The 22,491-nt window shown below is 69.0% G+C and carries 23 protein-coding genes and 1 tRNA gene; 16 read left to right on the top strand and 8 right to left on the bottom strand.

Translation table 11 applies throughout. The features are described 5' to 3' along the window. Window positions 1–115 precede the first annotated feature (115 nt). From panC to IRZ30_RS06900, 6 genes are all read right to left on the bottom strand, one after another. Window positions 116–958, bottom strand: a complete 843-nt coding sequence (panC, locus tag IRZ30_RS06925) for a pantoate--beta-alanine ligase (RefSeq protein ID WP_294084164.1) — start codon at window positions 956–958, stop codon at window positions 116–118. A gap of 16 nt (window positions 959–974) precedes the next feature. Next, window positions 975–1,844 carry a 3-methyl-2-oxobutanoate hydroxymethyltransferase gene (gene panB, locus IRZ30_RS06920; protein WP_294084163.1) on the bottom strand — a complete coding sequence of 290 codons (870 nt, stop codon included), beginning with the start codon at window positions 1,842–1,844 and terminating at the stop codon, window positions 975–977. Between the two features lie 12 nt (window positions 1,845–1,856). Continuing rightward, on the bottom strand, window positions 1,857–2,735 hold the full coding sequence (locus IRZ30_RS06915; protein ID WP_294084162.1) for a DUF2520 domain-containing protein: 879 nt from the start codon (window positions 2,733–2,735) through the stop codon (window positions 1,857–1,859). Then, window positions 2,732–3,508 (bottom strand): type III pantothenate kinase, encoded by a 777-nt coding sequence (locus IRZ30_RS06910; RefSeq protein ID WP_294084161.1) that lies wholly within the window; start codon window positions 3,506–3,508, stop codon window positions 2,732–2,734. The genes IRZ30_RS06915 and IRZ30_RS06910 overlap by 4 nt, the downstream gene beginning before the upstream one ends. A 306-nt stretch (window positions 3,509–3,814) precedes the next feature. Continuing rightward, window positions 3,815–5,251: an L-seryl-tRNA(Sec) selenium transferase gene (selA, locus tag IRZ30_RS06905; RefSeq protein WP_294084160.1), complete on the bottom strand. Its 1,437-nt coding sequence runs from the start codon at window positions 5,249–5,251 to the stop codon at window positions 3,815–3,817. A 97-nt stretch (window positions 5,252–5,348) separates the two neighbouring features. After that, window positions 5,349–5,426, bottom strand: a tRNA-Pro gene (locus IRZ30_RS06900). Window positions 5,427–5,908: 482 nt separating this feature from the next. Between IRZ30_RS06900 and IRZ30_RS06895 the strand changes: the two genes are divergently transcribed. The 5 genes from IRZ30_RS06895 (at window position 5,909) to IRZ30_RS06875 (ending at window position 9,735) form a co-directional block, all read left to right on the top strand. Further along, window positions 5,909–6,772 (top strand): ABC transporter ATP-binding protein, encoded by an 864-nt coding sequence (locus IRZ30_RS06895; RefSeq protein WP_294084159.1) that lies wholly within the window; start codon window positions 5,909–5,911, stop codon window positions 6,770–6,772. A gap of 54 nt (window positions 6,773–6,826) precedes the next feature. Further along, window positions 6,827–7,666, top strand: coding sequence for an ABC transporter permease (locus tag IRZ30_RS06890; RefSeq protein WP_294084158.1), 840 nt, complete (start codon window positions 6,827–6,829; stop codon window positions 7,664–7,666). A gap of 145 nt (window positions 7,667–7,811) precedes the next feature. Beyond that, entirely contained in the window at window positions 7,812–8,333 is a 522-nt protein-coding gene (locus tag IRZ30_RS06885) for a GNAT family protein (RefSeq protein WP_294084157.1), read from the top strand. Then, on the top strand, window positions 8,323–8,916 hold the full coding sequence (locus IRZ30_RS06880) for a GNAT family protein (RefSeq protein ID WP_294084156.1): 594 nt from the start codon (window positions 8,323–8,325) through the stop codon (window positions 8,914–8,916). The genes IRZ30_RS06885 and IRZ30_RS06880 overlap by 11 nt, the downstream gene beginning before the upstream one ends. A gap of 108 nt (window positions 8,917–9,024) precedes the next feature. Beyond that, window positions 9,025–9,735 carry a DUF6391 domain-containing protein gene (locus IRZ30_RS06875; RefSeq protein WP_294084155.1) on the top strand — a complete coding sequence of 237 codons (711 nt, stop codon included), beginning with the start codon at window positions 9,025–9,027 and terminating at the stop codon, window positions 9,733–9,735. Between the two features lie 8 nt (window positions 9,736–9,743). Here IRZ30_RS06875 and IRZ30_RS06870 read toward each other — a convergent pair whose 3' ends face one another. Beyond that, window positions 9,744–9,875, bottom strand: a complete 132-nt coding sequence (locus tag IRZ30_RS06870; RefSeq protein WP_294084154.1) for a hypothetical protein — start codon at window positions 9,873–9,875, stop codon at window positions 9,744–9,746. Window positions 9,876–10,008: 133 nt separating this feature from the next. Between IRZ30_RS06870 and IRZ30_RS06865 the strand changes: the two genes are divergently transcribed. Continuing rightward, complete coding sequence (locus tag IRZ30_RS06865) at window positions 10,009–11,217, top strand: diphosphate--fructose-6-phosphate 1-phosphotransferase (RefSeq protein ID WP_294084153.1); 1,209 nt, start codon at window positions 10,009–10,011, stop codon at window positions 11,215–11,217. Between the two features lie 140 nt (window positions 11,218–11,357). Then, window positions 11,358–13,124 carry a dynamin family protein gene (locus IRZ30_RS06860; RefSeq protein WP_294084152.1) on the top strand — a complete coding sequence of 589 codons (1,767 nt, stop codon included), beginning with the start codon at window positions 11,358–11,360 and terminating at the stop codon, window positions 13,122–13,124. On the opposite strand, the gene IRZ30_RS06855 is transcribed toward IRZ30_RS06860, so the two are convergent. Continuing rightward, window positions 13,101–13,421, bottom strand: a complete 321-nt coding sequence (locus IRZ30_RS06855; RefSeq protein WP_294084151.1) for an antibiotic biosynthesis monooxygenase — start codon at window positions 13,419–13,421, stop codon at window positions 13,101–13,103. The genes IRZ30_RS06860 and IRZ30_RS06855 overlap by 24 nt on opposite strands. Window positions 13,422–13,625: 204 nt before the next feature. On the opposite strand from IRZ30_RS06855, the gene IRZ30_RS06850 reads away from it, so the two are divergent. The 9 genes from IRZ30_RS06850 to IRZ30_RS06810 all read left to right on the top strand — a co-directional run bounded on the left by IRZ30_RS06850 (window position 13,626) and on the right by IRZ30_RS06810 (window position 22,118). Further along, the gene (locus IRZ30_RS06850) at window positions 13,626–14,078 is read left to right on the top strand and encodes a M67 family metallopeptidase (RefSeq protein WP_294084150.1); all 453 of its coding nucleotides are present in this window, start codon (window positions 13,626–13,628) and stop codon (window positions 14,076–14,078) included. After that, a complete protein-coding gene (locus tag IRZ30_RS06845) occupies window positions 14,075–14,818 on the top strand; it encodes an amino acid racemase (protein ID WP_294084149.1) in 744 nt (247 codons plus the stop codon). Before IRZ30_RS06850 ends, IRZ30_RS06845 begins: the two co-directional genes overlap by 4 nt. Beyond that, complete coding sequence (locus tag IRZ30_RS06840; RefSeq protein ID WP_294084148.1) at window positions 14,802–15,263, top strand: DinB family protein; 462 nt, start codon at window positions 14,802–14,804, stop codon at window positions 15,261–15,263. Before IRZ30_RS06845 ends, IRZ30_RS06840 begins: the two co-directional genes overlap by 17 nt. A gap of 324 nt (window positions 15,264–15,587) precedes the next feature. Then, a complete protein-coding gene (locus tag IRZ30_RS06835) occupies window positions 15,588–15,914 on the top strand; it encodes a zinc-ribbon domain containing protein (protein ID WP_294084147.1) in 327 nt (108 codons plus the stop codon). Between the two features lie 200 nt (window positions 15,915–16,114). Beyond that, window positions 16,115–16,933 carry a FadR/GntR family transcriptional regulator gene (locus tag IRZ30_RS06830; protein ID WP_294084165.1) on the top strand — a complete coding sequence of 273 codons (819 nt, stop codon included), beginning with the start codon at window positions 16,115–16,117 and terminating at the stop codon, window positions 16,931–16,933. Between the two features lie 114 nt (window positions 16,934–17,047). Then, a complete protein-coding gene (locus tag IRZ30_RS06825; protein WP_294084146.1) occupies window positions 17,048–18,751 on the top strand; it encodes an ABC transporter substrate-binding protein in 1,704 nt (567 codons plus the stop codon). Window positions 18,752–18,809: 58 nt separating this feature from the next. Next, a complete protein-coding gene (gene nikB, locus IRZ30_RS06820; RefSeq protein ID WP_294084145.1) occupies window positions 18,810–19,754 on the top strand; it encodes a nickel ABC transporter permease in 945 nt (314 codons plus the stop codon). Window positions 19,755–19,799: 45 nt separating this feature from the next. Next, window positions 19,800–20,708, top strand: coding sequence for an ABC transporter permease (locus IRZ30_RS06815; RefSeq protein ID WP_294084144.1), 909 nt, complete (start codon window positions 19,800–19,802; stop codon window positions 20,706–20,708). A 237-nt stretch (window positions 20,709–20,945) separates the two neighbouring features. After that, a complete protein-coding gene (locus IRZ30_RS06810; protein ID WP_294084143.1) occupies window positions 20,946–22,118 on the top strand; it encodes an agmatinase family protein in 1,173 nt (390 codons plus the stop codon). The last annotated feature ends 373 nt before the right edge of the window (window positions 22,119–22,491 follow it).

Raw genomic sequence — 22,491 nt, 5'->3', positions numbered from 1 at the left:
CACCCTCATCGCCTGATCCCACACCACCCATCGCCGCAACTCCCCCTCTCCCCTCGTGGGAGAGGGGGCCGGGGGGTGAGGGGGACGCATGACGCATGACGCCTGACGTCCCCTCTCACTCGCCCTCCCCCAGCACCACGTTATCGATCAGCCGCGCGCGCCCGACCCGTGCCGCCAGCGACAGCAACGCCGGCCGGTCTACCACGGTCAGCTCCTCCAGTGTCTCGGCATCGGCGAGGCTGACGTACTCGGGCTGCACCAGTGGCTCGGCCTCCAGGTGCTCCATTACCACCGCCCGCAGGCGCGCCGCGTCTCGCTCCCCGGCCCGGAATGCCGCCTCCGCCGCGAACAAGCCGCGCGGAATCGCCAGCGCGGCGCGGCGCTCCTCCGGACCCAGGTACACATTCCGGCTGCTGAGCGCCAGGCCGTCCGCGTCGCGCACGGTCGGCACGGTCACGACTTCCACCGGCATGTCCAAGTCGCGCACCATCTGCCGGACCACCAGCACCTGCTGGGCGTCCTTCTGCCCGAAGTACGCCCGGTCGGGTTGAGACTGGTTGAACAGCTTGGCGACCACTGTGGCCACGCCCCGGAAGTGCCCCGGCCGGGCCGCCCCTTCCAGCCGCTCAGTTACGCCGCCGACCTCCACCGCCGTGCTGAAGCGCGGGGGATACATCTCCTCGACCGGCGGCAGGAAGACGGCATCCACGCCCTCCCCGCGCAGCAGCGCCAGATCCCGCTCGGTGTCCCGCGGGTAGGCCGCGAAGTCCTCGCCCGGCCCGAACTGGGTTGGGTTGACGAAGATGCTGACCACGACGTGGTCGTTCTCGGCCCGCGCCCTCCGCACCAGCGCCAGGTGTCCCTCGTGGAGGTAGCCCATCGTGGGTACCAACCCCAGCGTGCCGGGCAGCGCGCGCCGCCAGGAGCGCAACGCCGCGACCGTCTCGATGACCCGCATGGCCTGGTTCCCCTCGCTAGTCCTCGCCACCCGCCGCGGCGCCCAGCGCCGCAACATCGTCGGGCGTCACCCCCTTCGGCAGCCGGAAACTCTCCTGCTCCGTCGGGAATGTGCCCGAGGCGACATCCGCCGCGTACTGGGCGACCGCCTGCTGGATCATCTCTCCGACGTTGGCGTACGCCTTGGCATGCTTCGGCAGCGGGCCCGGGATGAGGTGAAGCAGGTCGTGGATCACCTGCACCTGGGCGTCGCAGTCCGGTCCGGCACCGATGCCGATAGTCGGGATCGAGAGGGACTTCGTCACCACCTTGGCGACCGGAGCCGGGATGCACTCCAGCACCACCGCGAACGCCCCGGCCTCCTCTAACGCCTTCGCGTCGGCGATCAACTGCTCGATCGCCTCAAGCGTCCGCGCCTGGACCTTGAACCCGCCGAACTGGTGGACCGACTGCGGCGTGAGCCCCAGGTGGCCCATCACCGGGATACCGGCCGAGGTCAGCCGCCTCACGGTCGGCACAACGTCGGCACCACCCTCGACTTTGACCGCTTGCGCGCCGCCCTCCTGAATCAGCCTCCCGGCGTTGCGCAGCGCCTCTTCGACGCTGACCTGGTAGGTAAGGAAGGGCATGTCGGCCACGACCAGCGCCCGCTTGGTGCCGCGCACCACCGCCTTGACATGGTGCAGCATGTCGTCGAGGGTCACGGGCAACGTCGTGTCGTACCCGAGCACGACCATGCCGAAGGAGTCACCCACCAGCAGGGCGGGGATGCCCGCCTCATCGAGCAGGCGCGCCGTGGCGTAGTCGTATGCCGTGAGCATGGCAAAGCGCTCGCCGCGCGCCTTCATCGCCTTCAGGTCCGCGATGGTGATCCGGGTATCCTTCATGACTGGGTCCTCTCACTCCGCGCCCTCGCCTTCCCCGTCGAGGAGAGCGAGGAGGGCGTCCGCCATCCGATCCGCCGCGCCGCCGGGGTCGCGCTCCCGTGCCAGCGGCACGGTATGCCGCCCCAGTTCCCGATAGAGCGGCAACAGGTCCGGCCGGTAGTCCGCCAGCGCATTCAGGTGCCGCTCGAGCGTCCCGGCGTCGCCCCGGGCAATGGGCCCGGTCAATGCGTTCGGGACACCATGCTGCTCCAGGTTCACAATCGTGCCCCGCAGCAGCGGGAGCAGCGCCCGGAGTCCGTCCCGGCGGTCCACCCCGAATACCTCCCACAGCCCGGCGGCCGTCGCCGCCAACGTCACGGTGAAGTTCGAGATCAGCACCGCCGATGCGTGGTAGAGCGCCTTATCCCGCGCCGACAGCAACACCGGCTGCCCGCCGATGCGCTCCACCAGGTCCGCCAGCATCCCGCGAAGCGGTTCCTCCGCCTCGATCCCGAAGACGCTGCCGGCCAGCTTGGCGGCGTCCTCCGGGGTACCGGTGAGGGTCTGCAACGGATGACAGCCGCCGACCAGCGCTCCGACCTCTCGGGCCGGCTCGAGCACATCGAGCGAGTGCGCGCCGCTGCAATGCACGACCGCCGCCCCGGCACGCCACCGCACCGCAGCGCACACCTCCGCGATGGCGCGATCGGGCACCGCTAGAACGACCAGATCCGCGCGATCCGCAACGTCCTGCGCGGTCGGCACGGCAGCGCACCCAGGGATGACTGCCGCCAGGGCGCGCGCCCGCTCCTGACCCTTCCCGGTCACCGCCACTACCGGCACGCCCGCCGCGGCCAGCGCTCGGGCCATCGCACCTCCGGCCGCGCCGGCGCCGACGAACCCGAGCTTCACCGGGACGTTCCTTCCCCCGCGTTCAACTCCCAGATCAGGCGCAGCCCTTCGAGGGTCAGCATCGGGTCGACCACGTCGATGCTCCGGGCTTCCGCCTGGACCAGCGCGACGTCCGGCCCGGTGGCGATCACGCGCCCGCCTCCCAGCTCCGCCTTCATCCGCTCGGCGATCCCGTCCACCAGCGCGGCGAACCCGAACACCAGCCCCGACTGGATGGCCGCCACCGTGTTCCGGCCGATGACCCGCTCCGGCCGAAGCAGCTCCACCTCTCGCAACTGCGCCGCCCGCTGTGCCAGCGCGCCCGATGCCATGTCCAGCCCCGGGGCGATCGCCGACCCGAGGTAGTCCCCGTCGGCCGAGACGGCGTCGAAGGTCGTCGTCGAGCTGACATCGACCACCACCGCAGGCCCGCCGTAGCGGCGGAAGGCGGCCAGGGCGTTGGCGATCCGGTCGGGACCGACCTCGCGCGGGTTGTCGGTGCGCACGCGCACGCCCGTCCGCACTCCCGGCCCGACCACGAGTGGCTCCAGCCCCAGGTAGCGGGCGCACGCCTGGCGAACCGTCCGCGTCAGCGCGGGAACGACCGAGCCCAGGACTACGCCCCGCAGGCGGGACGGGTCGACACCGCGGTGCCGCAGCATGGTCTCGAGGAGGAGGCCGACTTCATCGGCCGTTCGGTTGGGGTCGGTGCTGATCCACCAGGGGTCGTACCGGTCCGCGTTGAAGAGGGCGACCGCGGTCTGCCGGTTGGAGACATCGAGGACGAGGAGCATCCTGCCTCCCAGCTAGGCGCGGCTCCCCCGCCGGCCAGGCGCCGAGGCACCCTCCCACCAAGGAGGGCGGAGGCAGGCTTCCCTATTCCTCCGTCTCGGTCACCACGGATCCAAGCGGAGTCAGCAGCGCGAAAAATAGCTCACCCGCGGTTGGCGTCCGGACCACCGGTACACCACCGCGCCGCCATCCTACGATGCAGGCGGGAGCCGGTCAAGCGAGCCCCGCAACCTGCGCCAGAAACACGAAGCGACTCTCGCACACGTGGGAGAGGGGACAGGGGTGAGGGCCGCACGCAGCGGCTCTAGTCACTGCGATTCGGGAACCTTCGCGCCGAGCGCGGTCGCCACCGCCTGCACCACGCCGGCGTCTTGGTCGGGCAGTACCGTGCGCGCGTCGATGAGCAGGTGATCCTCGGCCACGTGGGGCATGAGCGGGGGTGATCCGGTACGCAGGCGGGCGGCCAGCGCGTCGAGCGACAGCCCATGCCGGGCCGCGACCGCTGCGTCGATCGCCAGCGCCCGGCTCTCCAGCGTCTCACCCGGGAGCGAGCCGCCGCCAACCGCCGCCCGGCTCGGCACCACCCGCAACGGCCCGGCCGCCTCCAGTGCCGCCGCCCAGGCGCGACATCGCTCCTCCAGCGACTCGACCGGCGCCGCGATCATGCGCCAGATCGGCACGGTCTCGGTCACGTCCCCGCGCAGGTAGTGGCGCAGCGTGGCCGCGACACCGGCCAGTGCCGTCTTGTCCGCCCGGACCGCCCGGGCGAGGGGGTGCGCCGCGATCCGGCGAACGAGGTCCGCCCGGCCGCTGATGATCCCCGCCTGCGGGCCGCCGAGCAGCTTATCGCCGGAGAAGCACACCACGTCCACCCCGGCGGCGAGGCTCTCCCCCACCGTCGGCTCATGCGCCAGCCCGTAGGGAGCCGTGTCGATCAGGCAGCCGCTCCCCAGGTCTTCGATCAGTACCAAACCCCGCCGCCGCGCGATCTCCGCCAGCTCCTCCAGCGAGGGCTGGGTAGTGAAGCCGATGATGCGGAAGTTGCTCCAGTGAACCGCCAGGAGCGCCGCGGTCTCCTCGGTGATGGCCGCTTCGTAGTCGCGGGCGTAGGTCCGGTTGGTGGTACCCACTTCGACGAGCCGCGCACCGCTCTGCGCCATCACGTCCGGCACGCGGAAGCCGCCGCCGATCTCGACCGCCTGCCCGCGGGAGAGGATCACCTCGCGCCCGGCGCAGAGCGCGCTCAGGGTCAGCAGGATCGCCGAGGCGTTGTTGTTGACCACCAGCGTCGCCTCGGCCCCGGTGAGCGCCCGCATCAGGCGGGTCACTTCGTCCATCCGCCCACCGCGGCGACCCGTCTCGATCTGCAACTCAAGCGGCGTGTAAGTGGTGGCCGCTTCCAGCATCGCCTGCGCCGTCTCCGCGCTGACCGGCGCTCGGCCCAGGTTGGTGTGGATGACAACGCCCGTGCCGTTGATGACCGTCGCCAGCCGCGGCTCCAAGAGCCGCGCGAGCTCCGCCCGTACCTCCGGGATCACCTGCTCCGGGTCGGCCCCCGCCTCCCCCGCGAGGATCGCCCGCCGCACACGCTCCACCACCCGCTGCGCGACGGCGGTGACGATCTCCGGGCGCAGCCCACGCGCGACGTCCGCGACCGTCGGGTCCGCCGTCACCGCCGCGATCGACGGCAACCGCCGGAGCGCCTGGTAGTCGATGCTGGTCTCCACGCCGTCACCCTGTCCCATGCCTCGGTTCCACCTCCGGCTCGGATCATAGCACCCGATGGGGTTCCAACGGGGCCTGCCGGGCACGAAAAAACGGGAGCCGTACGGCTCCCGTGGCTGGTCGGGGAGAGAGGATTTGAACCTCCGACCTCCGCGTCCCGAACGCGGCGCGCTAACCGGGCTGCGCCACTCCCCGAAACAGTAGGAGTATAGCAGACGGTCCCGGGCGATGCAAAACCCGCGACGCGGTGCGCGGCGCGAATTCGCCGGTCGGATGCGACCTGCACCGCTGATGGCCCGCGCGCCGCAGCACGACGCGCCCCTGCCGGCTCTCGTCGCTGTCCCACTCCGCCCACGCCGCTCCTGCCTTGACAGCGGCCCGCAACAGCCCTAGAATGGCAACGTTGACCCCGAGGGTCACGCTTACGTGACTTTAGGAGGACGCGGGTGCTGAACCGCTTTGCCGTAAACATCAGCCAGGGAGTGAGCTACCGCGAGACCGGTAGCCTGCTGGCTGGTGTGCTGGGGCGGAATGTGCCCGCGTCGGGGGAACCTTGAGATAACGCTCTAACGTCCAGAGTATCCCACCGCGGGCAGAGAGACTCCGTCGTCTCGCCCGCGGTTTTTGTTTTGTTTCTCGGGCCGCTCATGAAACCTGTCAGGCAGAGAGGACACCCGATGAGCGTTACCGTGCAGTCACCGGCCGTCCAACGACCCACCGCGTCGGTCCCGGCCGTCACGGTCGAGCACCTGTCCAAGGTCTTCGTGCGCTACTCGCTGGTGCGCAGACGGCCGCTGCAGACGGTGCATGCCCTCCATGACGTCAGCTTCGACGTCCAGCGGAAGGAGATCTTCGGCATCCTCGGCGTCAACGGCTCGGGTAAGTCGACGCTGATCCGCGTCCTCTCGACGCTGCTGATCCCGGACGCGGGTACCGTCCGCATCTTCGGGCTCGACCTGCGAGCGGATGAGGCCCAGATCAAGCGGCTGATCAACCGGGTCTCGGTCGAGGCGTCCTTCTTTAAGAAGCTCTCGGCCATGGAGAACCTGCTGTACGCCCTGCGGCTCTACGGCCGCGCGGGCGCCGGCCTACGCGCGGACATCGTCGAGATCCTGGAACGGCTCGGGCTGGATCGCAGCCGGGTCAACCAGCCGCTGGAGCAGCTCTCACGTGGGATGCAGCAGAAGGTCGCCATCGCGCGGGCCTTCCTGACGTCGCCGGTGCTCCTGCTCCTGGACGAGCCGACCACCGGCCTCGACCCGCGTTCGAAGCGGGACGTGCAGGAGTTCATCCTGCAACTCCGCAACGAGCACGACGCGACGATCATCCTCTGCACCCACGACATGGCCGAAGCGGAGCGGCTGTGTGATCGGATCGCCGTGATCGACAGCGGCCGGTTGATCGCCGTCGACGATGCCGACGGCCTGAAGCGCCAGGCGACGGCCATCGCCGGGATGCCCGTGGACACACTGGAGGAAGCGTTCTTCCACCTCACGGGGCGGGACCTCCACGAGGACGAAGCGCCCAGCGGGGTGGACTAACCCGCGCCGGACGGCATTGGGACGGCCGCGCGGGCGGACGAGTAGGGAGAGAGCATGGCTCATTCAACGCAGGTGCGTCCCTTCAGCCGGAGGCGGCTTCGGCACGAGGCCCTCGCGTCGTACGCCTTCGTCGAGCGCAACTTCTTTCTGGTGCGACGCTACTGGGGTTGGGAGATCGCCTTCCTGATCTACAACGTCACCTCGTCGCTGAGCGTGATGTACATCGGCAAGGCGCAGCAGATGCCCGGCCAGGATCTGATCCTCTACCTGGGCATCGGTACGTTGGTCTGGTCCTACCTGCGCTCGGTCTTCGCCAACATCAGCGAGATGATCTCCTGGGAGCGCTGGGAGGGGACGATCGAGTACACCATGATGGCGCCGGTATCGCGGTTGACGCACATGCTGGGCGTCTCGCTCTTCAGCGTGCTCTACGGCATCGCCAGGACGGCCGTCCTCCTCCTCACGCTGGCCGTGTTCTTCGACGTGAGCCTGGCGAACGCGAACCTGGGCGGCGCGCTGGTGGTGATCCTCTTCGGCAGTTTGAGCTTCATCGGCGTCGGGATCATGGCGGCCGTCCTCCCGCTGCTCTTCACCGAGCGCGGGGAGGAGATGACGTTCATCATCTCGTCGGTGCTGCTGCTGGTGTCCGGCGTCTACTACCCGATCTCGGTACTGCCCGGCTGGATGCAGGGACTTGCCCGCGTGTCCCCCGCTACCTACGTGCTGGAGGGCATGCGCGCGACCGTGCTCGACGGCCGCTCTACCGCCGAGCTTGGGCAGTACCTCCTGCCGATGGGAGTGATCGGACTCCTGACCATCCCGCTCGGCTTGGCGATCTTCACGGCGGTCGAACGCTACGCCAAGCGCACCGGCCGGCTGAAGCGCAGCGGCTAAGCGTGCACACGGCATGATGGATCGGCAAGGCCATGAGGAGGAGACCCGGTTTGAGAGGAGGCATCGATGTGGGCCGCGTTCGTTGGGCGGTGTAGCCAATGAGCATGGAACGAGATGACAGGCTCGGAGTGGAGGAGAGTGCTGAATGCAGGCCGTCTACTTGACGGGTCCGACCGTTTACCTCCGCGCGATGGTGGAGGACGACAAGCATCACGCCGCCGCGTGGTTCGACAGCCGGTTCCCGGTCAACACCCCTCGTGCCGAGGCGTTCCTCAAGGAGAAGCTCCATGGTGACCCCTGGGACGCCCGCTGGCATCTCCTCGCGATCGTGCGGCGGAGCGATGAGGCGGTCGTGGGGAGCTGCCGGATCCAGTTCGGGACGCAGCGGGCATCCCTCCGCTTCCACATGGCGCCCTGGCTCGACGACGCCGATCTCATGCGCGCCGAGGCGCTCGGGCTCGTCGTCCCCTGGCTACGCGACGAGCATGAGTTGCTGGCGATCACGGTCGAGATCGCCGCGGATGAGCAGCGGACGCTGGCGGCGGCGGAGTCGGCGGGGCTCAAGCCGGCCGTGCGCATGCGCGAGGCGATTGCCCGCGCCGGGCACCGCGTTGACCTGCTGATCTACCAGTTTGTCGACCCGAAGGTGGAGGCAGATGATGCGTAATCCGATCATGGTAGGCGACCGCGTCTATCTCCGCCCCTTGGAGGAGAGTGACGCGGAGTTGCTGGCGCAGTACGCGGCCCAGGAGCCCGAGCCCTTCTGGGAGCACCGGATGCCCCTCAGCCCCATCGCGTTCACGTCCTGGATCCGGGAGGCGTATGCGAAGCAGCCGCCGGAGCACATCGCGTTCGCCGTCTGCCTGAAAGAGAATGACCAGTTCATCGGCACCGTTGACCTGTGGAGCATCGACTGGGTCAACCGAACGGCGGAGACGGGGAGCTACATCGGCCACGCTGAGTTCCGGGGCAAGGGCTACGGCCCGGAGGCTAAGCATCTCCTGCTGGAGTACGCCTTCGACCGGATTCAGTTGCACATGGTCTACTCCATGGTCTGGGAGCCGAACTTCCGCTCCGCGGCCGCCGTGCGCCGCCAGGGCTATCGAGACGCCGGCCGGATCAAGACCATGACGCGGAAAGACGGGCGCTTCCGCGATTGGCTGATACTCGACCTCCTCCGGGACGAGTGGCTCGCGGCGCGCGAAGAGTACCGCCGCCGGATCGCGGAGCGGGCACAGCGTGAAGGTTGACCCAGGTCATAGTAGCTGTTGTGACACGGGTCAACACGGCGCGGCGTTGGTGTGGCACAATTGTCCCAACGCCGCGCTCGCTCCGCGGCGGACCAAGGTGGGACGCCCATGCTGTTTCTGCTCTTCGTCTTCATGCTCTTCGTTGGCCTCGCGGGCCTGGCGATCCTGACCACCGTCGGGGTGACGCTGGCCTCGCTGGTCACGCTCGTCACCGCGCCCGGCCAGCTTTGGCGGCTGCTGCGCGACCGCACGCTCCGGCGCAACCACGCGCTGGAGCACGCCACCGTCAACGTGATCGAGGAACGCTACGGCCGGTCCCACCTGGCTGGGCTGGCCAAACCCGAGGGGTTCGTCATCCAGGGCGGTGCGCCGCCGGCGCTGGTTGCGGACGCCGCGCAGGAGGCGCTGGCCCGCTTGCAGGCCGGTGAGCGACGGTTGGCAATCCACCCGCGCTGCGGCACCACGCTCGTCGCCGCCCAGCTCGTGATGGCGCTGGCCTTCCTCGCCACGCTCGTCATCATCCAGCAGTTCACGCTGCTGCCGTTCCTCGTCGGCATCGTGGCGGCTGTGTTGCTCGGACCGCGGCTCAGTCCGATTCTGCAACGCTATGTCACGACCGACGCCGACGTGGGCGACCTCATGATCACCGGCGTTGAGGTGCAGCCCGTCACCACCTCGGGCGGTTTCTTGAGTCTCTTGACGTTGGGACCGGTTCTCGTGCGCACCGCGCCCGCCTCAGGCGGCCCATCGTCCACCGAGGCGACCCTCATCACCGGCGACCGCGAGGAGATTCCGATCGGCGACTTCCGCGTTCGCTAGCAGCCCGGCTAGCGCCGGTAGCGGGGGTCGTCGCGGACCGGTACGGGGACCGGCTGCGGGCGCAGCCGGCGCGAGGGGTCCAGGAGGTCGCGGAGCCGGTTCACACCGTCCCGGATCAGATCGCGGATCGCGTCTAACATCGATTCGCTGCCTCTCAGCACTGCCTACGGGCCGGTTGCTCGTCCCCGCGCCCTACTGCTATAACGCATCAGCCGTGCCGCGTATGCCGCGGACGGCACAACTCTCAGAGTCGGCAGAGGAGCGGAGCAGGGAGTGGGAGCTGGCGGAAACCTACTGGTGGCGCAGTCGGGCGGCGCGACGGCGGTCATCAACGCCAGCCTCGCCGGCGTCGTCCGCTCAGCCCAGGAACATGGCCGGTTCGATGCGATCATCGGTGCTCGCCACGGGATCGACGGCGTGCTGACGGAGCGCTTCGTCGATCTGGGTCGCCAGCCTGCGGAGGTACTCGACCAGTTGCTCACCACCCCCTCGGCAGTGCTGGGGACGACCCGGCGCCGGTTGACCGATGAGACGGCGGCGCGGGCCGTGAAGATTCTCGCCCGATACAAGATCCGCGCCGTGGCCTACATCGGCGGCAACGACTCTGCCGACACCGCGCTGCGCCTTGCCGCGGCCGCCCGCGATGCCGGCTACGACCTACGCGTCGTCAGCGTCCCGAAGACGATCGACAACGATTTACCGGGCACCGACCACTGCCCCGGCTACGGCTCCATCGCCCGGTTCCTCGCGCTGGCTGCGCGCGACGCAGTGCGGGATACCGAAGCTACCGCCGCCCTCTACCCGATCAAGTTCATCGAGGTCATGGGCCGCAACGCCGGATGGGTTGCCGCGGCCACCGCGCTCGGCCAGGAGCGCGACGGCGACGGCCCGCACCTGATCTTCTTCCCGGAGCGACCACCTCGCAACCTGCACGGCCTGCTGGAGGAGATCCAGCGCGCCTACGAGCGCTACGGGCAGGTCGTCGCCGTGGTGCCGGAGACTCTCAAGGACGCGCAGGGCCGCCCCCTCTCCGGCGAGGACCTGAGCTGGACCGACCCGTTCGGCCACCGCTACTACCCCGGTCCCGGCCCGGCCCTGACGCGGGCGGTCGAGGAGCACCTCGGCCTGCGGGCGCGGTTTGACAAGCCCGGCACCATCGCGCGCATGTTCGCCGCGTGCGCCTCGTCGGTCGATCGCCGCGAAGCCTACGAGGTCGGCGCCGCCGCCGTGCGCCTGCTGGTCGAGGGCGCGTCGGAAGTGATGGTCACCCTGGAGCGCGTGAGCGACGACCCCTACACCGCCACCACTGGCGTGATCGCCGCGACCGAGGTAGCCAACCGCGAGCGTCGTATGCCCGATGCCTTCATCGGCCCCGACGGCCGCTCGGTCACGGATGCCTTCCGCACCTACGCGTTGCCGCTGATCGACGGCCCCCTCCCGCCCTACGCGCGCCTGCTCGACCTCCCCTTGCTGCGTGCCTGAACTGCTCGGGAACTCCGTGTTCAGGGAAGAGCCTGTTACCCGCCCCGGTTGCCGAGGTCGCCAGTAACCGGCATACTCCCAGATATACGCATGCCCGTAGGGAACTGCAGGCATCGCCCATCCGCGAGGAGCGCCGTGCTATGAGCGACACCCCCGCGTTGCCGCCAGATCGCATCCTCTCCGGCCGCGAGGAGGAGATGCGCCAGCGCGCCGCCGGGATCGTCGAGGAGCTGGCCCGGACCATCCGGCAGTTCCCCGCCGAGGCCGAAGACCTGGACCTGCTGCGCGACGCGGCCGAGCGCCTCGGTGCACTCTTCCTGCTCGTCATTGCCGGGGAGTTCAACTCCGGGAAGTCCGCCGTCGTCAACGCGCTGCTCGGCGACACGGTAATGCCCGAAGGTGTCACGCCGACCACCAGCGCCATCCACATCCTCCGCTTCGGGCCGAGCACGAACGAGGTCGTCGGGATCGACGGCATCGTCGAGCACACGTACCCTGCCGACTTCCTCCGCGACGTGAACCTCGTCGACACGCCCGGCACGAACGCCATCATCCGCGAGCACGAGGCGCTCTCGCAGCGATTCGTCCCCCGCGCCGACCTCGTCCTCTTCGTCACCTCGGCCGACCGCCCGTTCACCGAGAGCGAGCGGCAGTTCATGACCGAGATCCGCGGCTGGGGGAAGAAGATCGTCGTCGTGCTCAACAAGATCGACCTGCTGCGGAACGACGAGGAGGTCGCCGAGGTCGTCGCCTTCATCCGCAGCAACAGCGTCCGCCTGCTCGGGCTCGAACCGCAGATCTTCCCCGTCTCGGCGCGCCTGGCGCGCGAGGCGCAGACCTCCGAGGCGCCGGAGGAGCGCGTGCGCCTGTGGGCCACCAGCCGCTTCGGCGCCCTGGAAGAGTTCATCCTCTCCACCCTCGACGAGCAGACGCGCATCCGGCTCAAACTGCTCAACCCGCTCGGCATCGCCGACCGCGTCGGCGGCCGCTACCGCGCCATCGCGGCCGAGCGCCTCGATCTGCTCGACCGCGACTTGCAGACAATTGAGCGTATCGAACAGCGGATCGCTGTCTTCGAGTCGGAGATGCGCGCCGACTTCACCGCCTACCTGTCGCGCATCGACGCCGTCGTCTACCGCATGAACGAACGCGCCGACCGCTTCTTCGACCGGACCATCCGCCTCGGCCGCGTCTTCGACCTGCTCGACCGCGAGCGCATCCAGCGCGAGTTCGAGCAGGAGGTCATCGCCGACACCGAGCAACAGGTCGACGGCGTCGTTTCGGAGATGATCGACTGGATGGTCGAGCGCGATCTGCGGCTGTGGCAGAGCGTCACCGAGTACATCGACCGGCGACAGCTCGACCGGCACCAGGATGAGGTGGTCGGCGAGAGCGGCGCGCAGTTCACCTACGACCGCCAGGCGCTGCTCGGGGCGGTCGCTCGTCGAGCCGGAGACGTCGTCGATCAGTTCGACCCCGGCCGGGAAGCGGAGGTCATTGCCGAGGCGCTGCGCGGCGCGGTGACGCAGACCGCCGTGGCCGAGGTCGGCGCCATTGGGCTGGGCGCGGCGGTCATCGCGCTCGCGACGACGGCGGCGATGGACGTGACCGGGATTCTGGCGGCCGTGACCGTCGGTGGGCTGGGGCTGCTCATCCTTCCCGCACGCAAGCGGCATGCGCGTGAACTGTTGCGGCGCCGCTCGGTAGAGCTGCGCGAGCGACTGGCGGAGGCGTTGAGCGATCAATTCGACCGCGAGGTGACACGCTCGACGGCGCGGGTGCGCGACGCGCTCTCGCCCTACGCCACCTTCGTCCGGACCGAGCGCGACCGCTTCCAGCGCCTGGCTCAGGCACTGGACGCCGTCGACGCCGACATCACCGAATTACGACGCGTGCTCGAAGGGTGAGGTGCGTTCGACCACGTAGCCCTCGGCTTCGCGCTCGACCAGTCGCGTGGAGTAGCGACCGATGTCGGGCAGGTTCGGCAAGATCTGGCCGAACAGGATTTCGTTGAAGGCGTTGTGCTGCTCCCGACTCTCCCACCGTTCGACCCAGGCATAGCGGCGCTCTTCTTCCAGCCGCACCAGCTCCGACGACAGGCAGCCCTGTTCCGCCCGCGCCCGCTCGACGACCGGGAGGAAGTCGCGCTCGAAGACCCCCTGCATCCCCTCTTCGACCTCGAAGACGCTGATGTCGACGAACATGGACCCACCTCCTCCGCTCCGGCGCCCGCCGGGGTCAGGCCACCCACGCTGCATACCCTATCACCCTTCGGTCGCGCCGGGCAGATCGCGCGGCCCGTTAGTCTGGGGCGAGCCGTCTGTTATACTGCAAGGTGCGCGCGGCACCCGTGTCGGGTCTTCGTTCGAGGCTCCCCGCGCACGGAGCCGATCGGGAGTGACGCGGTCATGGCGCGAGACAGGCAGAATGGCGCGCCCGAGGCGCTGAACATCAGCGCCCCGCTCTATCAGCAGATGATCGAGCACGTCCGATCGGTTGCCCCGATCGAGGGCGTCGGGTTGATCGCCTTCAGCGGATCCCGCGCGGTTAAGATCTATCGCGGCACCAACACCGAGCAGAGCCCGACCCGCTACAACATGGACCCGGCCGAGGTCGTCGCCGCGCTCAATGAGATCGACCGCCAGGGTTGGCGCCTCGGCGCCATCTTTCACTCCCACCCGCGGAGCGAGGCGACCCCCTCGCCAACCGACCTGCGCCACGCCTACTACCCGGACGCGCTCATGGTCATCATCTCGCTTCTGACCGATCCCCCCACCGTCCGCGCCTTCCGCGTCGACGGCGAGGTGCGCGAGGTTCCGGTCCGGGTGCTCCCCGAGGAAGGAACGGCAGCAAGGGCATGACAACGAGGCGAACGATTGGCGTTCTCGGCGGCATGGGACCGCTGGCCACGGCAGACCTGTACCGCAAGATCATCGAGGCGACACCGGCACAACGCGATCAGGACCACCTGCATGTGATCATCGACGCCGACCCGTCAGTCCCCGACCGCACCGAGGCTCTGCTCCACGGGGGGCCTGACCCGACGCCGTGGCTCATCGCCGGAGCGCAGCGTCTGGAACGGGCGGGCGCCAGCTTCATCGTGATCCCGTGCAACACGGCCCACGCCTTCCTCGGCGCCGTGCGCGACGCAGTGTCGATCCCGATCATTAGCATGATTGACGAAACCGCCGCAGAAGTCGCCGCCTTGCTCCCACCGGGCGCGGCCGCGGGCATCCTGGCGACTGCCGGCACGGTGCGCGCCGGGTTGTATCAGGACGCCTTGGCGGCAGCCGGTCTGCGTGCGCTCGTGCCCGGCCCGGACGCGCAGGCCCAGGTGACCGCCGCCATCGCGGCGGTGAAGGCGGGCGACCTGAGCCGGGCCACGACCGAGAAGGCCCTGGTCGCCGCGCAGGAGTTGATCGAACGCGGGGCAGGGGCGCTCCTGGCCGCCTGTACCGAGCTGCCGCTAATCCTGCATCCCAGCGACGTTTCCGTGCCGCTCATCGACCCCACCGCGGTCCTGGCCCGCGCCGCCGTCCGGGCGGCGCGTGACGCCCGCTCACTGCCCGAGGGAGTGACCCCCGATGCCGTCCGAACGTGAGGAAATGCTCGAGCGCCTACTCAAATACCCGGACCGGATCGCCCGCATCGTCGAGCCACAGCCGCTGGATGCGCTGCGCCGAGCCGGCCCGGACGGCGGCTGGGGCGCTGTCGAGATCCTGGCCCACCTACGCGACTGGGACGAGGTGAATCTCGACCGCGTGCACCGCATCCTGGAGGAAGACAACCCCAACCTGGAGAACTTCGATACCGATTTTTGGGCGATCGAGCGGGACTACCACGCCCAGGATCCGCGCAAGGCGCTCGCCGCCTTCCGCGAGATCCGCGGGCGCCTCGTCCGGCTGCTCGCCTCGCTGAACGACGCGGACTGGGAGCGGCGAGGGCGGCATCCTGTGTGGGGCGAGATCACGTTGGCCAGCTTCGTCCGCCGGATTGAGGACCACGATCAGGAGTACCTCCGGGCGTTGCAGGACGTGCTGTCGTAACACCTCACCCGCCATACGCCCGTACGACGACCTCACGGCAGCGCGCCGGGCAACCGGCCGCCCGCCTGCCGCCAGGCGCCTGAACTACCGAGCCCGATACCTGACGGACGAGACGCGCCTGCCGGACCCCCTGTTGCGATCGCGTAAACCTCCCCCTATACTGAGAGCACGTTTCGCGAGTAGTATCTGATCCGCTCCCTGTGCCGGGACGGCGCGCCGCGGCGCGGTCGCCAGCCTTCGCCGGTTGGGCAGCGGACTGACCGCGAGCCGCGGCGCGAGGTGCGGCCGCACCACCGCGCCCGTCCGCGAGGGAGTTGCCCCATCATGGAACAACCCGATAAGATCCTGGTCTGCCGCGACTGCGGCGCCGAGTTCGTCTTCACCGCGGGGGAGCAAGCCTTCTACGCCGAGCGCGGCTTCACCGACCCCGCCCGCTGCCCGAGCTGCCGGGCGGCGCGGCGCCAGGCCCGCCTGGCGGCGAACTCCAATGAATCCGGCGCGGGTGCACTCAGCGCGTCCCGTCCCGAGCGTCGGTTCTACCCGGCGGTGTGCGCCGAATGCGGCCAGGACACCATGGTCCCCTTCGAGCCACGCAACGGCAGACCGGTCTACTGCCGCGACTGCTACCAGCGCCTGTACCCTCGGTACTGACGGTTTCTCCGGTACCCAACACAACGCGGCCGGTTGCCCCCTCCCCTGAGGGGCCACCGGCCTGCCCCGGTGTTCGCCGTGTACGATGGTCGCAGTGCCATCCCTTTCGACATGTCCCACGTACGATTGACAAGGAAACAGGTCAACCCTATACTGGTCCTGTCACGTAGTGGTATGACCAGTAGACCTCTTTGGCCTACGTGGTTCCCAAACTGGAGACGACCTCCGTGGTCGAGCCGATTCGTCGGCCGCGCAGACTTTCCCAGCAGATCGCTGCGCAGCTCTGCCAGTTGATCCGGGAGGGGCACTACCGCCCCGGCGACCGCCTTCCGGCTGAGCGCGACCTGGCCGAGCAACTGCAAGTGAGCCGCGCCTCGCTGCGGGAAGCCCTGCGTGGGTTGGAGATCGCGGGGATCGTCGAATCGCACCACGGCGGCGGCACGTACGTCCGCAACGGCTTCGTCCAAGGGCTCGTCTCGCCGCTGGCCCTGGTGCTCGAGGCGAGCGGCGATCTGATTGGCGACCTCTGGGAGGTGCGCCTGATGGTCGAGCCGGACGTGGCCGCCCTCGCGGCGCTGCGCGCGACGCCGGCGGACATCGCAACGCTGGAGGAGGTGCTCCACCAACAGGCCGAGGATCTGGAGCACCCCGTCCCGCAGCGCGCCCCCAATCTCGACCGGCAGTTCCACGTCGCGCTGGCGCAGGCATCAGGCAACGAAGTGGCGGTCCAGGTGATCCACTTGATCAACCGCTTCCTCCAGGAGGGCCGCCGCCACTACCACGCCTCGACACAGCGGCACCTGCGGGCGTACCAGATGCATCAGGAGATCCTGCATGCCGTCCGCGCCCGCCAGCCCGATGAGGCACGCGACAAGATGCTCCAGCACCTGCGCGAGGTGGAGTCCTTCATCCTCGGCAGCGTGGTAGAGGCTAACACCCACCGGACGCATCGAACCGAACGCCACGCACGATCAGCGTCGAGTGTAAGGAGGAGGAGCGGACCAGACCTGTCCGAGTGAGTGTCGCGGAGCACACGTGCCGCGCACGTCCCAGCGGCGTCGACGCTCCAGAACGCGGAGGAGATGAGAGTCGTATTTCCGGGGGAAGGGTCCCTCGGGGCAAGGGGGTGGACCATGCGTTCGCACGACGACGTTGAACACACCGTCGAGGAAGCGGTCGAGGCGGTGACCAAGAGCGCAATGACCCGGCGCACGCTCTTGCGCCGGGCCGCCGGCGTGGGGTTGGCCGGCGCCGGCATGGCCCTACTGGCTGCCTGCGGAGGCGGCAGCGAGTCACCCTCGACCCCGTCCGGCGGGAGCGGCGGGGGCGCAACCGCCACGAGTTCGACCTCCGGCGATACTCCGGCGGCGACCGAACCCGCGAGCGAGGGCGAGGCCAAGCGGGGCGGCAAGATCACCGTCGCGCTCAACTCCGACCTCACGACGATGGACCCACACAAGTCCACCGCGGCCGTCGACCGCCAGGTCTACCAGTTGATTTACGACAAGCTGGTCGATATCGACGAGCAGTTGAACGTCATCCCGTATCTCGCCAAGAAGTGGGAGATCGCCGACGACGGCAAGCAATACACCTTCACCCTCGTTGAGGGTGTGACCTTCCATGACGGCGAGCCGTTCAACGCGGAGGCGGTCAAGGTCAACTTCGAGCGCATGCTCAACCCCGACAACGCCTTGCCGCGGCGCAGTGAGGTCGCGCAGGTCACCCAGGTCGACGCACCGGACGACACCACCGTCGTCCTGACCCTCAGCCAGCCCTATTCGCCGCTGCTGGCCACCCTGTCCGACCGCGCGGGCATGATCATCTCGCCCAAGGCCATCAAGGAGCTAGGCGACGACCTGGCCCGCAATCCGGTCGGCACCGGCGCCTTCACCTTTGTCGAGTGGGTCAAGGACGACCACCTGACCGTCCGGCGGAACGAGAACTACTGGCAGGAGGGCCTGCCCTACCTCGACGAAGTCACCTACAAGCCGGTGATCGACGCCACCGTGCGTCTCACGAGCCTGCGCACCAACGAGGTGCAGATGATCGACCAGATCTCGGCCAAGGACGTGGAGGCGACCAAGAACGACCCCTCCCTCGTCTACTCCGAGATCCCCGGCCTGGCCTTCCAGTACATCTCGCTCAACGTCTCCCGGCCGCCGTTCGACAAGAAGGAGCTGCGCCAGGCCGTCGCCTGGTGCATCGACCGGGATGCCATCATCAATGCGATCTTCTTCGGCCTCGGCACGCCGGCGCAGACGCCCATCCCGCCCAGCTCCTGGGCCTACGACGAGTCGGTCCAGGTCTACAAGCAGGATTATGACAAGGCGCGGGAGCTGCTCGAGGCTGCGGGAATGCCCGACGGCTTCGAGTTCACCATGTTGGTCACGAACTCGCCGGACGCCATCCAGCTCGCCGAGGCGTACCGCGCCCAGCTCGCCCAGGTAGGTATCGTTGCCAAGCTGGAGCTGCTGGAGTTCGGCACCCTGCTCGACCGGAACGATGCCGGTGATTTCGAGGCGGTGAGCCTCCAGTGGAGCGGCCGCCCCGACCCGGACGGCAACATCTACAACTACTTCATCACCGACGGCGGTCTGAACCGGGGTGGCTATAGCAACCCCGAAGTCGACGACCTGCTCAACCAGACCCGGGCTGTGTCGGATCCCGACGAGCGGAAGCGGCTCTACTCGGAGGTGTGCCGCCTCATCGCGGAGGACGCGCCGATGATCTTCATCCGCTTCCCGGCGGAGATCAAGGTCTGGCAGCCGGCCATCAAGGGCTTCGTCCACATCCCGGATGGCATGATGCGGCTGAACACGGTCTGGTTGGAGCAGTAGCCGCGAGGGCACTGGGCGGTGGGGCATCAGCCCCCCGCCCGGATGCGGGGGTTCCGATATGGTCCGCTACATCCTGCGGCGCATCCTGGCGATGCTGCCGGTCCTGTTCCTGGTCAGCGTGATCGTTTTCTCGCTGATCCACCTGACGCCGGGTGACCCGGCGATCACCATGCTCGGCGAGGAGGCGACGCCCGAGGCGGTCGCCGCGTTGCGCGCGAAGCTGGGGCTCGACCAGCCGCTGCCTGTCCAGTACTTGCGCTGGGTGGGCTCCGTCCTTCAGGGCGACCTCGGCCGGTCGATCCGCTCCAACCAGCCGGTCAGTGAAGCGATCGCGCAGCGCCTGCCCGTGACGCTCGAACTTGCCATCCTCTCCGTCCTGATCGGCGTCGCCATCGCGATCCCGGTCGGGATCGTGTCGGCCATGCGGCGCAACTCGCCGCTCGACACGGCGTCCACCGGGGTGGCCCTCCTGGGGGTGTCGCTGCCCAACTTCTTCCTGGCCATCCTGTTGATCTTCATCTTCTCGATTCACCTGCGCTGGCTGCCGCCCATCGGCTACACACCCCTTGCCGACGGCATCGTCGACAACATCAAGCGGATGCTGATGCCCGCCATCACCCTCGGGACCGCGCTCTCGGCGATCGTCATGCGTATGACCCGCTCATCGCTCTTGGAAGTGCTCGACCAGGATTACGTGCGCACGGCCCGCGCGAAGGGCCTGACCGAGATGCGCATGATCCGGGTCCACGCGCTGAAGAACTCCCTGATCCCGGTCGCGACGGTGGTCGGTCTCCAGATCGGCGGCCTGCTCGGCGGGGCCATCATCACCGAGACGATCTTCGCGCTGCCGGGCATCGGGCGCCTGCTGGTCGACTCGATCTTCCAGCGGGATTTCCCGCTGGTGCAGGGAGTCGTGCTCTTCACCTCCCTGGCGTTCCTGGTCGTCAATCTCCTGGTCGACCTTCTGTATGCGTTCCTCGATCCACGGATCCGTTACAGCTAACATGGTGGGGCCATGCGCGAGCACGACAACCGAGGGGGCGTAGCCATGCAAGGTACGAAGATCGCGGCAGCACCCGTCGCGGACCCATTAGGGCAGCAGGCGCGGCGCCGAGCGACCGGCTTGCGCGCCTTCTTCGCCCGTCTCATGCGCACCCGGATGGCCCCGGTCGCCAGCCTCATCATCGCGCTGGTCGTCCTGTGTGCGGTGTTCGCACCGATCATCGCCCCCTACGGCGTCGAGGAGGGCGACTTCGCGGCCACGCTCACCCGCCCCAACCGCGAGCACCTCATGGGCACCGACACGCTCGGCCGTGACGTCTTCAGCCGCGTCATCTACGGTTCCCGCGTCTCGCTCCAGGTCGGCGTGATCGCGGTCGGCATCGCCATGATCATCGGGACCGCGCTGGGTCTGATCGCCGGCTACACCCGGATCGGGCTGCTTGAGAGCACCATCATGCGCGCGATGGATGCGCTGCTCGCGTTCCCGACCCTGGTCCTCGCCCTCGCCATCACCGCCGCCCTCGGCCCCAGCCTCACCAACGTCATGATCGCCGTCGGGATCGTCGGCATCCCCGGCTACGCGCGGCTGGTGCGCGGGCAGGTGCTTTCCGTGCGCGAGCGGGAGTTCATCGAGGCGGCACGCACGATCGGCGTCTCGGACCTGCGCATCATGTGGCGGCACATCCTACCCAACGTGACCGCGCCCCTGATCGTGCAGGCCTCGCTCGGCGTCGCGTTCGCCATCCTCTCCGAGGCCAGTCTCTCCTTCCTCGGGCTTGGCGTCCAGCCGCCGACGCCGAGCTGGGGTGCCATGCTCTCCTTCGGTAAGGACTACCTGAACCACGCCCCCTGGATGGCGATCGCCCCCGGCGCCGCGATCTTCGTTACCGTCCTGGCCTTCAACTTCCTCGGCGACGGCATCCGCGATGCCCTCGACCCACACCTCCACCGCTGAGTGCCCCAGCCCTTCCAGCGCGCCGGCATGCGGCCAACGCATGCTTCGTCCCTGCGGAGCCGGCAGCGTGCCGGCGCTGCTGTTTACCGGGCACCGCTCTTGCGCGTGGGATGCGCACAGGCTGGTCGTGAGACGACGCCCGGGCGGCGCCGGCACCGAGACGGGCCGCGCGGTCGCTCGCGCGATCCCCTCCCGGCCGTTCCGGCACCCCACCGCGCAGGCAGGAGGCGAGCAACCATGGGCCAGGAAGACAGCAGGCTCCGGCGCGACGACCTCGACGGCACCCAGGCGATGCACAGGGAGGAGGACCTCCCCTCGACGCGGCGCGACGAGCTGACTCAGCAGGCCCTCGCGTACGGGCTGGAGTCAGCCGCGTCTATCCGCGACCGCACGATCCCCCTCTTCAACCGCGGCAAGTGGGGCTGGTCCGCCGGCACCTTCATGGGCGTCCCGTTCCTGGAGGACATGCGCGAACTCGGCGGTCAGGACGTGGCAATCCTCGGGGTCCCCCTCGACACCGGGACCACCTTCCGCGCCGGAACGCGCTTCGGCCCCCAGGCCATGCGCCGCATCTCCAGGCTTGGGAGCGGCTACAACCCGAGCCTGGGCGTCGACCTCGTGGAGTCGCTCGACATGGTCGACGTCGGCGACGTGTCGGTCATCCCGGCCAACATCGAGAAGAGCTTCGACCAGATCGACAGGGCCGTCGCCTACCTCCACGAGCGCGCGGTCTTCCCGGTCATCCTCGGCGGCGACCACTCGATCGGCTACCCGGACATCCGCGGCCTGGCCCCCTTCGTCGACGGCAAGGTGGGCATCATCCACTTCGACCGCCACTCCGACCTGTCTGAGTCGAGCCTCGACGAGCGGATGCACGGCTCGCCCTTCTTCCACGCCACGAACATCCCCAACGCGCCGCCTGAGAACCTGGTGCAGATCGGGATCGGCGGCTGGACCGGATCCCGCGAGGGGCTGCGGGTGGCCCGCGAGCGCCGCGCAACCGTCATCACCCTCGACGACGTCGACCGCTACGGCATCGACCGCGTCTCCGAATACGCGCTGGAGATCGCCTGGCGTGGCGCGAAGGCGGTCTATCTCAGCTTCGACATCGACTCGGTCGACCCCGCTTTCGCGCCCGGAACCGGCACCCCGGAGCCGGGCGGCTTCCTGCCGCGCGAGGTGCTCCGGCTGATCCGCCTGGTCGCCCGTGAAGGGCTCGCCGGGATGGAGGTGGTCGAGGTCAGCCCGCCCTACGACGTGGCGGACATCACCGCGCTGCTCGGCACCCGGGTCATCATGGACGTGCTGGGCACCCTGGTGCTCGCCGGGAAATTGGGGCGCATCCCGACGAAGGAACCCCAGCCCGAGGCCGGCACGCCGGGCGACGACCCAGGCCCGACCGTCCCGTAGACGGTGAACCGCGTCCCCTACCGCCGCGACCACGACCGATCGGCCCGGTGGGCATATGAAGTTTGACGCATGATATCGGTGTACGCGGTCGGCCCGTGCCCCGGGGCTCAAGCCGCCGGGCTCACAACCAAAGCCCGCTGAAGCGGGCTGGGACGGGGCATGGCGCACAGCCCGGTGATCCGGTGTCCACCGACTGGTCCGTGCCCGGGGATGGGTGATGTGAGGATCCCGCGCCGCAGCCCGTGCCCGGCGGCTTATGAATTTGACGAATTAGTCCGGTAAACGCGACAGCCGTCCGCGCCCCCGCGTTGTCATCCTGAGCGGAGCCGGGGGCGGCGGCCAGCCGCCCTCGGCGCAGCGAAGGATCTCCCCG

It is taken from the genome of Sphaerobacter sp., assembly GCF_019683595.1.
GTDB lineage: Bacteria > Chloroflexota > Chloroflexia > Thermomicrobiales > Thermomicrobiaceae > Sphaerobacter.
This window is presented reverse-complemented; position numbering and strand designations above follow the sequence as displayed.

What these genes read in the sequence shown, in the direction of transcription:
- IRZ30_RS06845 (WP_294084149.1), top strand. Translation starts at nt 14,075, where the DNA reads ATGACAACGAGGCGAACGATTGGCGTTCTCGGCGGCATGGGACCGCTG.
- IRZ30_RS06815 (WP_294084144.1), top strand. Translation starts at nt 19,800, where the DNA reads ATGCAAGGTACGAAGATCGCGGCAGCACCCGTCGCGGACCCATTAGGG.
- IRZ30_RS06855 (WP_294084151.1), bottom strand. Translation starts at nt 13,421, where the DNA reads ATGTTCGTCGACATCAGCGTCTTCGAGGTCGAAGAGGGGATGCAGGGG.
- IRZ30_RS06860 (WP_294084152.1), top strand. Translation starts at nt 11,358, where the DNA reads ATGAGCGACACCCCCGCGTTGCCGCCAGATCGCATCCTCTCCGGCCGC.
- panC (WP_294084164.1), bottom strand. Translation starts at nt 958, where the DNA reads ATGCGGGTCATCGAGACGGTCGCGGCGTTGCGCTCCTGGCGGCGCGCG.
- IRZ30_RS06890 (WP_294084158.1), top strand. Translation starts at nt 6,827, where the DNA reads ATGGCTCATTCAACGCAGGTGCGTCCCTTCAGCCGGAGGCGGCTTCGG.
- selA (WP_294084160.1), bottom strand. Translation starts at nt 5,251, where the DNA reads ATGGGACAGGGTGACGGCGTGGAGACCAGCATCGACTACCAGGCGCTC.
- IRZ30_RS06850 (WP_294084150.1), top strand. Translation starts at nt 13,626, where the DNA reads ATGGCGCGAGACAGGCAGAATGGCGCGCCCGAGGCGCTGAACATCAGC.
- IRZ30_RS06840 (WP_294084148.1), top strand. Translation starts at nt 14,802, where the DNA reads ATGCCGTCCGAACGTGAGGAAATGCTCGAGCGCCTACTCAAATACCCG.
- IRZ30_RS06880 (WP_294084156.1), top strand. Translation starts at nt 8,323, where the DNA reads ATGATGCGTAATCCGATCATGGTAGGCGACCGCGTCTATCTCCGCCCC.
- IRZ30_RS06825 (WP_294084146.1), top strand. Translation starts at nt 17,048, where the DNA reads ATGCGTTCGCACGACGACGTTGAACACACCGTCGAGGAAGCGGTCGAG.
- IRZ30_RS06885 (WP_294084157.1), top strand. Translation starts at nt 7,812, where the DNA reads ATGCAGGCCGTCTACTTGACGGGTCCGACCGTTTACCTCCGCGCGATG.
- IRZ30_RS06835 (WP_294084147.1), top strand. Translation starts at nt 15,588, where the DNA reads ATGGAACAACCCGATAAGATCCTGGTCTGCCGCGACTGCGGCGCCGAG.
- IRZ30_RS06870 (WP_294084154.1), bottom strand. Translation starts at nt 9,875, where the DNA reads ATGTTAGACGCGATCCGCGATCTGATCCGGGACGGTGTGAACCGGCTC.
- panB (WP_294084163.1), bottom strand. Translation starts at nt 1,844, where the DNA reads ATGAAGGATACCCGGATCACCATCGCGGACCTGAAGGCGATGAAGGCG.
- IRZ30_RS06895 (WP_294084159.1), top strand. Translation starts at nt 5,909, where the DNA reads ATGAGCGTTACCGTGCAGTCACCGGCCGTCCAACGACCCACCGCGTCG.
- IRZ30_RS06910 (WP_294084161.1), bottom strand. Translation starts at nt 3,508, where the DNA reads ATGCTCCTCGTCCTCGATGTCTCCAACCGGCAGACCGCGGTCGCCCTC.
- IRZ30_RS06875 (WP_294084155.1), top strand. Translation starts at nt 9,025, where the DNA reads ATGCTGTTTCTGCTCTTCGTCTTCATGCTCTTCGTTGGCCTCGCGGGC.
- nikB (WP_294084145.1), top strand. Translation starts at nt 18,810, where the DNA reads ATGGTCCGCTACATCCTGCGGCGCATCCTGGCGATGCTGCCGGTCCTG.
- IRZ30_RS06810 (WP_294084143.1), top strand. Translation starts at nt 20,946, where the DNA reads ATGGGCCAGGAAGACAGCAGGCTCCGGCGCGACGACCTCGACGGCACC.